Below are 5,588 nucleotides of genomic sequence, written 5' to 3'. Positions count from 1 at the left end.
TTAAGGAAAGCAGGGGACAGGCACCCCCGCACTTATTTTTCTGAAGGATGATTGACAGGTTTTAAAAATAAGTGCGGGTGGAGCCAGTCCCCATGCCACATGCAAATGGCTAAACTGTTACAACAATTTTAAGTTTTTTGTATTAATCAGGCAAGGGAAAAAGATCTGCCAACAATAAATGATAATAGAAAAGCGCCAAAGCACTTTGCCATATTTCTTAATTGGCCGCGGTTTCCGGTTTTGCCGGGCAAACGAAAAGGCCGGAAAGGACAGGCCCTTCCGGCCTTTGACCTGAGTATCTCAATTGGGGACAGGCACCCCTGCACTTATTTTTATTACAAATGATCTTGGTTTTATTGGAAAAAATAAGTGCGGGGAGAGCCAGTCCCCGGAGGTCAGCCATAAGTTTCGCTGTAGTGGTAAGTATTGACAATATTTAATATTGATCAGCATTTTTTATACAGTTAATATGCCAGATATACATATACAATTAATTCCCGGGTGAAGTTACGGGGCATGGGGCACGGGACATGGAAAATGAGGGGCGATTAGACGAGGGGGCGACTTTGCGAAAGAGAGCGAAAAGCCTGGAGATCGGGGCATAAAGAAGAATACGCAGAAGTGTGGATGAAGGCATGGGAGTTTGGAGGTTGAAGAAAAAGCACCCTGGAATTTTCGGTATGCTTGAAGGATATCAATCTGAGGGCGTCATCCAGTTCCTGATGGAGGCAGCAAAATCATCAAAATCTCCCAGGTGCTTCTTGAAGATGACAAAAACCTGCTCTGGTTCGACATTTTCGTAGTAATGAACAATCCGGTTGCGAAAGCGGGCCATCAGGGCATAGCGCTCGGCCTGCTCCGGAGTAATGACGCCATTCTCGGCCAGAACCGAGAAAGCATCTGCATAACTGTCCGGCTCGCGCCATTTTTCATCGGATATTATGTGGTGGGTTACGTCCATGCAGGCCTCTACAGCTATCTGCAGGGTGCGCTCAACAAAACGCTGGTCCCGGATATTGTGCATAAAGCGCTGGTAAGTAATGTCCTCTGCCTGGCGCAGATCAGACACAAAACCTTCTATATTGGCCAGGAGTCGCAGCACTATGTCCTGGTTAACCATGTCTGAACGCCTCCTGGCGTTTTTTCTGGTAGTGCCTTGCGTCCTGGTAGCGCTTAAATGAGATAAGCTCCACCCTGGCCCTGTATGCCGGATCCTTCTCAAACAGGCGAACACCTCCGGCCAGCACCTGGTGCTGGGTGATGGGCGAGGCTTTCTGCATGACCAGGACATCCACGGGGCAGGACAGCTTTTTTTCCAGGAACGCCCCAATTTCCAGGTCAAGAAGAGGATTGTCCCGCAGCGCCTTTTCCTCCAGAAAGACAGCCACATCCGCATCGCTGTCGGATCTAGCCGCACCCTTTGCCCGGGAACCGAACAGGTACAAAACCTCAATAGCCGGGAAGCGGGTCGTCAGTTCCGGCAGGTTGTTCAACAGTCTCTGATCTGCAGTAGTGTTCATGAATCTGGTCCTGTAAACGGGCAAAAGATGTTATTTATCAGCCGCCTGCACAAAAGATGGAGATCCCCCAAAAGCTTGCGAAACCGCTTTGTAGTATACGATGTCACGGCCGATCAAAGGTCCAGAGGTTTTGTCTCGCCCTTTTCACGCTCCTTAATTGCCTCATCCGCCAGTTTATCCAGCACATCTTCCGATTCGGCAAAAGCCTTTTCCCATTGCTTCTCGGACACCATCTCGTTTATCAGCCGCCGGGCCAGAGCACTTTGCTCCATTTCCGGCAACCTTGACGCTTCCTCAAAGGCTTTCCTGAGAAGTTCCGTCATGAACTACCTCCAATCCATCAATAATTTTCAATTGTATATTGACCAGACACCTGCATAAGCGGGCTTAAATCGGGCATGCCTTCGATGCCCAACTGGTGACCTCCACAAAAAACTCAGGGCGTTTGATATCTCCAGTCGTTACAGAAATAATGCGTATAAATGTCCAAGCTACGCCTCTTCTGGTATCTGGGTCAGTTCGTATGCGCACAAGTAAGAAATCAAAGAGCCTGCAGGAGCATCATGCCATACTTTTTCTTTGTGTGAGGCATCGTATATGTCCCGGTCATGGGGAAAGCAGTCTGCTACATGGAGAATAACGGCATGTTCCTCCCGGGAAAGAGGTTCTGCATCCGCAATGTCGGAATTATTGATGGGCTCTACAAGATCTCTATAATTGTTCAGCTGTGGACCATAAGGCAGGGCTGCATAGCTTGCGCCGGTGAGTCCCCGGCCTGAACGTCTGAAAGCAAGCATATCCGCATACCACAGGTATTTTCCCAGAAACAGAAACCTGTCCCCCTCCTTGAGCAGTTGTCTGTTCAGGATCTTTTCCAGGGTTTGGGCGACCAGCTTTATCCGGGGCAGGCTGGTTTCCCGGTTTCCGGTATAAGGATTGGGTTCAGGCTTAAGTTGCCTGCGAAGAAGCCCGTCCATGGACCTGGACTGAACCATGCCGGATTCCCAGCGCTTGATACTGGCAACACCTACATTCAAAGCCCGGCTTAGCTGCTCCTGGGTCATCCCCTTGGAATCTCTAAGCTCACGGATTTCCCGGCCGGTTAATAACCCGGCCTTCTTCCGGTATGCATCGGCTATTGCACGCTGCACTTCGCCGGCGGACCCGGCATCTCCAGCCTCAAGACCGCAACCTGGACATACGAAAAACCTGCCGGAATATTCAATGTCCAGCCCTTTAAAGGCCTTTTTCTTCTTCAGTTCCTTAAACTCCATCAAGCTGGAGCAGACAGGGCACTTGTGTTCTTGCATGCTTATTCCTCCCTGGGAGGCCGGTCTTTGTGAAGTGATATGAGCCAGAAAGTTTCCTGTTGAAGGGCGAACTTCAAATACACTCTGCAGGCAAGGCGCGGACTGTAAAGGACAAAAGGGAATATTTCCAGCCCCTTGATTTCTTCTTTGTACGATTTTTGAGGCGGCCTGGTACCTGCGTATTCATCCCTGGACATCTGACTTAGAAGCTCTTTTAGCACCTCGTGCAAATCAAGCTCAATGTCGTATTCCAGTTCAATGGCGTGTTCAGCCACTGTTTCAGGGTCTATGATAGACACGCGCCCGTCAAAGACAGCTTTCTCGGCCTTCTTCAACTTGTCAGAAAGTTCTTTTGAAGTCGGTCTGAACATTTTTATGGTATCAATTGATACTTTTGTCAACTCATATTCAAAAAATTTCTTCTCTTTATTTCTGAAATAAGTCAGAGTGGGTGCCAGTGCGCTCAAAGACAACACGGTCTGGTTCAACCAGATAAATCAACAGCCAGTCGGATTCAATATGGCATTCCCGGCGTCCCTTCCAATTACCAATCAGCTTATGGTCGCGATGGATGTCATCAAGTGGCTCCTGATTCAGTAGTGAACTGATGATTATTTTCAATTTTTCAAGATTATTACCACGCTTTTTCATCCGTTTTACGTGCGGGCGTAACCTTTGAGGAGGTGCCGGCACCAGGCCTGGTGCCAGGAACTATCACTTAGGACCCTCTGAATCCTTACACGCGGGTTATGCCCGCAACCCAATAAAGAAAAGAGCTTTGCGGGCTCAACGAAATGGAAGAGCCAACTGGATGTAAAAAATTCAATCATCCTCGAGGCTTGACAGGCAGGGCTTCTTTAGTAAGTCACCAATATAGTTGACGCTACAACTACTTGCGACATTTGGCTTCTTGCAAATTGGCACAAATATTGTTTCAGCCATCAACCACCGCTTTAACGGCTGTTTTTATTTCTTCCAATACTCTTGAGGATACTGAACCTGTCTTTACCAAAAAACGTTTTGTCGACACGGACCGGATCTGAAACGTATCAACAGCAGATAGCTTCATTAGATTATTATCACTGTCTGGTACGATTTTTACCAGCCATATAGCTCCCTCAAAACTATCTTTCCATTCTGTTACAGGAACTATTACTTTGAGAGGCAAAATTCCTATTGAATCGTTATTTATAATTACAGCAGGCCGTTTCTTCTTTATTTCGGATCCGATAGTCGGGTTTAGGTCTATTTCCCATATTTCACCCTGTCTCACAGAAACTCCTCGCTATCTAAATCCGTAAAAACGGTTAATTCTTTATCTGTGTTATATTCTGAAACAAGCTCTCTCGCCTTCTGGGCCATTTTGTCCTTTTGCTTATTCTTCCTCAAATCATTGCTTAGGCGATTAAGAGCCTCTCTAACCATGCTGCTTTGATCTAAAAATCCCCATTCTCTGTAACTTTCCAACAATTGTATCTGTTCGGAATCAATTGAAAATTTCTTTTGGCTTAAGGATGACATGTTGATCCCCTCTTGGTTTTTTATTTGACCATAATTTTGATCTTTTTGAGATTCATAGTCAAGAAAAATGATGTCAGGAGGAAAGTTTACGCCGTGCCCCTAATCCAGAGCAGAAAAGTCATGGTAGAGTAACAGCCCTTAAGGGAGTGGTCATTTAGAACGAACCACCCCCGGCCCCTCCTTAGCCAAGGAGGGGAGTAGTCCGTGTTGTACTCATAAAATGACAATCTTGTGTGACAGCAAAATGCTGAAACAACTGAGATGCCGAATTGTAGTTACTCAGGCACTTATTTTTACGCGCACGGTCACGGCAAAAGCCTATCTGTCTAACTGTTTATGTTCAGGATTAATTGAAAATTTCTTTTGGCTTAAGGATGAAATTTTGAGCCTATGATTGAATCCAAGTTCCGATAGAAATCGCTTTCATAAAAATTACAGCTCAACAATTCGTCAAATTGCTTGACATTTAAATATAGTTTCTAAGCTATGGATTTGTAAGTTTTCGGAGGCAAACAATCTCGTCCCTTTGAAATTGTAACCCTGATCAACTTGCCCTGATATCTGGTTCTGGCGTTGAATTCTTTCTTGCCTGCAAAATCAAGGCTTGGCTTTTGTTCACACTTCTTCTTTATGTCATGCGCTGAAAACTGATTATTTTTCATGGCCACGAGATATTATCGTCAAGAAATCTCTTTATGCTGGACCATTCAGCATCCAGATCCTGCTCTTCCTTAAGGTCCTCCCAAAGAGATTCGATCTCTCGCTTGAGCATATCAACAGCTTCTATGGTGTCTTCCCCGCATCCATAGAGAGGCAGATCCGGGCAACGAGCCAGGATCATATGCTTGTCCGGTTCAATGATTATGCTCAAAGGCTGTTTTAAAACATGGTTTACAAGACGATTGACAAACAAAGTACAAACCCACTCAACGCCAACATTTTCATGCCCGTTGACCTCATGACCAGGTGAACGTACAGGTATTGCTTGAGGGGCTTCGAGAGTGCTTTGATTCATGGGGTTCCTCCTAAAGTTTCACCAGAACACGCTTGAGGGAAAACTTAGTTGAATTTAAGAAGTGGCGGAGGGAGAGATATTCGAACTCCCGGACCCTTTCGGGTCTGCGGTTTTCAAGACCGACGCCTTCAGCCACTCGGCCATCCCTGCGCATGATAAACAGACACAGGACGTGTTCTGGGTGTGAGTCGATATCCGGGCCGGTACTCGCTGGCTCTGGAT

10 protein-coding genes are annotated in these 5,588 nt (G+C 46.5%); all 10 read right to left on the bottom strand.

What is annotated here, in order from left to right; genetic code table 11:
* Positions 1 to 694: 694 nt before the first annotated feature.
* Positions 695 to 1,120: a DUF86 domain-containing protein gene (locus QZP87_RS11715; protein WP_291323109.1), complete on the bottom strand. Its 426-nt coding sequence runs from the start codon at positions 1,118 to 1,120 to the stop codon at positions 695 to 697.
* A complete protein-coding gene (locus QZP87_RS11710; RefSeq protein ID WP_291323108.1) occupies positions 1,113 to 1,520 on the bottom strand; it encodes a nucleotidyltransferase domain-containing protein in 408 nt (135 codons plus the stop codon). Before QZP87_RS11710 ends, QZP87_RS11715 begins: the two co-directional genes overlap by 8 nt.
* Positions 1,521 to 1,633: 113 nt before the next feature.
* Positions 1,634 to 1,843 carry a hypothetical protein gene (locus tag QZP87_RS11705; protein WP_291323107.1) on the bottom strand — a complete coding sequence of 70 codons (210 nt, stop codon included), beginning with the start codon at positions 1,841 to 1,843 and terminating at the stop codon, positions 1,634 to 1,636.
* Positions 1,844 to 2,011: 168 nt separating this feature from the next.
* Complete coding sequence (locus tag QZP87_RS11700) at positions 2,012 to 2,830, bottom strand: type II TA system antitoxin MqsA family protein (protein WP_291323106.1); 819 nt, start codon at positions 2,828 to 2,830, stop codon at positions 2,012 to 2,014.
* A gap of 2 nt (positions 2,831 to 2,832) precedes the next feature.
* The gene (locus QZP87_RS11695; protein ID WP_291323105.1) at positions 2,833 to 3,201 is read right to left on the bottom strand and encodes a hypothetical protein; all 369 of its coding nucleotides are present in this window, start codon (positions 3,199 to 3,201) and stop codon (positions 2,833 to 2,835) included.
* A gap of 55 nt (positions 3,202 to 3,256) precedes the next feature.
* Positions 3,257 to 3,523 carry a type II toxin-antitoxin system YafQ family toxin gene (locus tag QZP87_RS11690; protein ID WP_291323104.1) on the bottom strand — a complete coding sequence of 89 codons (267 nt, stop codon included), beginning with the start codon at positions 3,521 to 3,523 and terminating at the stop codon, positions 3,257 to 3,259.
* A 241-nt stretch (positions 3,524 to 3,764) separates the two neighbouring features.
* Positions 3,765 to 4,103 carry a type II toxin-antitoxin system PemK/MazF family toxin gene (locus QZP87_RS11685; RefSeq protein ID WP_291323103.1) on the bottom strand — a complete coding sequence of 113 codons (339 nt, stop codon included), beginning with the start codon at positions 4,101 to 4,103 and terminating at the stop codon, positions 3,765 to 3,767.
* The gene (locus QZP87_RS11680) at positions 4,100 to 4,351 is read right to left on the bottom strand and encodes a hypothetical protein (RefSeq protein ID WP_291323102.1); all 252 of its coding nucleotides are present in this window, start codon (positions 4,349 to 4,351) and stop codon (positions 4,100 to 4,102) included. Before QZP87_RS11680 ends, QZP87_RS11685 begins: the two co-directional genes overlap by 4 nt.
* Before the next feature lie 658 nt (positions 4,352 to 5,009).
* Positions 5,010 to 5,366 carry a hypothetical protein gene (locus tag QZP87_RS11675; RefSeq protein ID WP_291323101.1) on the bottom strand — a complete coding sequence of 119 codons (357 nt, stop codon included), beginning with the start codon at positions 5,364 to 5,366 and terminating at the stop codon, positions 5,010 to 5,012.
* Positions 5,367 to 5,376: 10 nt separating this feature from the next.
* On the bottom strand, positions 5,377 to 5,588 hold a 212-nt coding region (locus QZP87_RS11670; protein ID WP_291323100.1), incomplete at its 5' end, for a hypothetical protein.

Source organism: Desulfonatronospira sp., assembly GCA_003563255.1.
Classification (GTDB): Bacteria; Desulfobacterota; Desulfovibrionia; order Desulfovibrionales; family Desulfonatronovibrionaceae; genus Desulfonatronospira.
This window is presented reverse-complemented; position numbering and strand designations above follow the sequence as displayed.

Coding starts and splice junctions, on each gene's coding strand:
- QZP87_RS11705 (WP_291323107.1), bottom strand. CDS start 1,843: ATGACGGAACTTCTCAGGAAAGCCTTTGAGGAAGCGTCAAGGTTGCCG.
- QZP87_RS11710 (WP_291323108.1), bottom strand. CDS start 1,520: ATGAACACTACTGCAGATCAGAGACTGTTGAACAACCTGCCGGAACTG.
- QZP87_RS11700 (WP_291323106.1), bottom strand. CDS start 2,830: ATGCAAGAACACAAGTGCCCTGTCTGCTCCAGCTTGATGGAGTTTAAG.
- QZP87_RS11675 (WP_291323101.1), bottom strand. CDS start 5,366: ATGAATCAAAGCACTCTCGAAGCCCCTCAAGCAATACCTGTACGTTCA.
- QZP87_RS11680 (WP_291323102.1), bottom strand. CDS start 4,351: ATGTCATCCTTAAGCCAAAAGAAATTTTCAATTGATTCCGAACAGATA.
- QZP87_RS11715 (WP_291323109.1), bottom strand. CDS start 1,120: ATGGTTAACCAGGACATAGTGCTGCGACTCCTGGCCAATATAGAAGGT.
- QZP87_RS11695 (WP_291323105.1), bottom strand. CDS start 3,201: ATGTTCAGACCGACTTCAAAAGAACTTTCTGACAAGTTGAAGAAGGCC.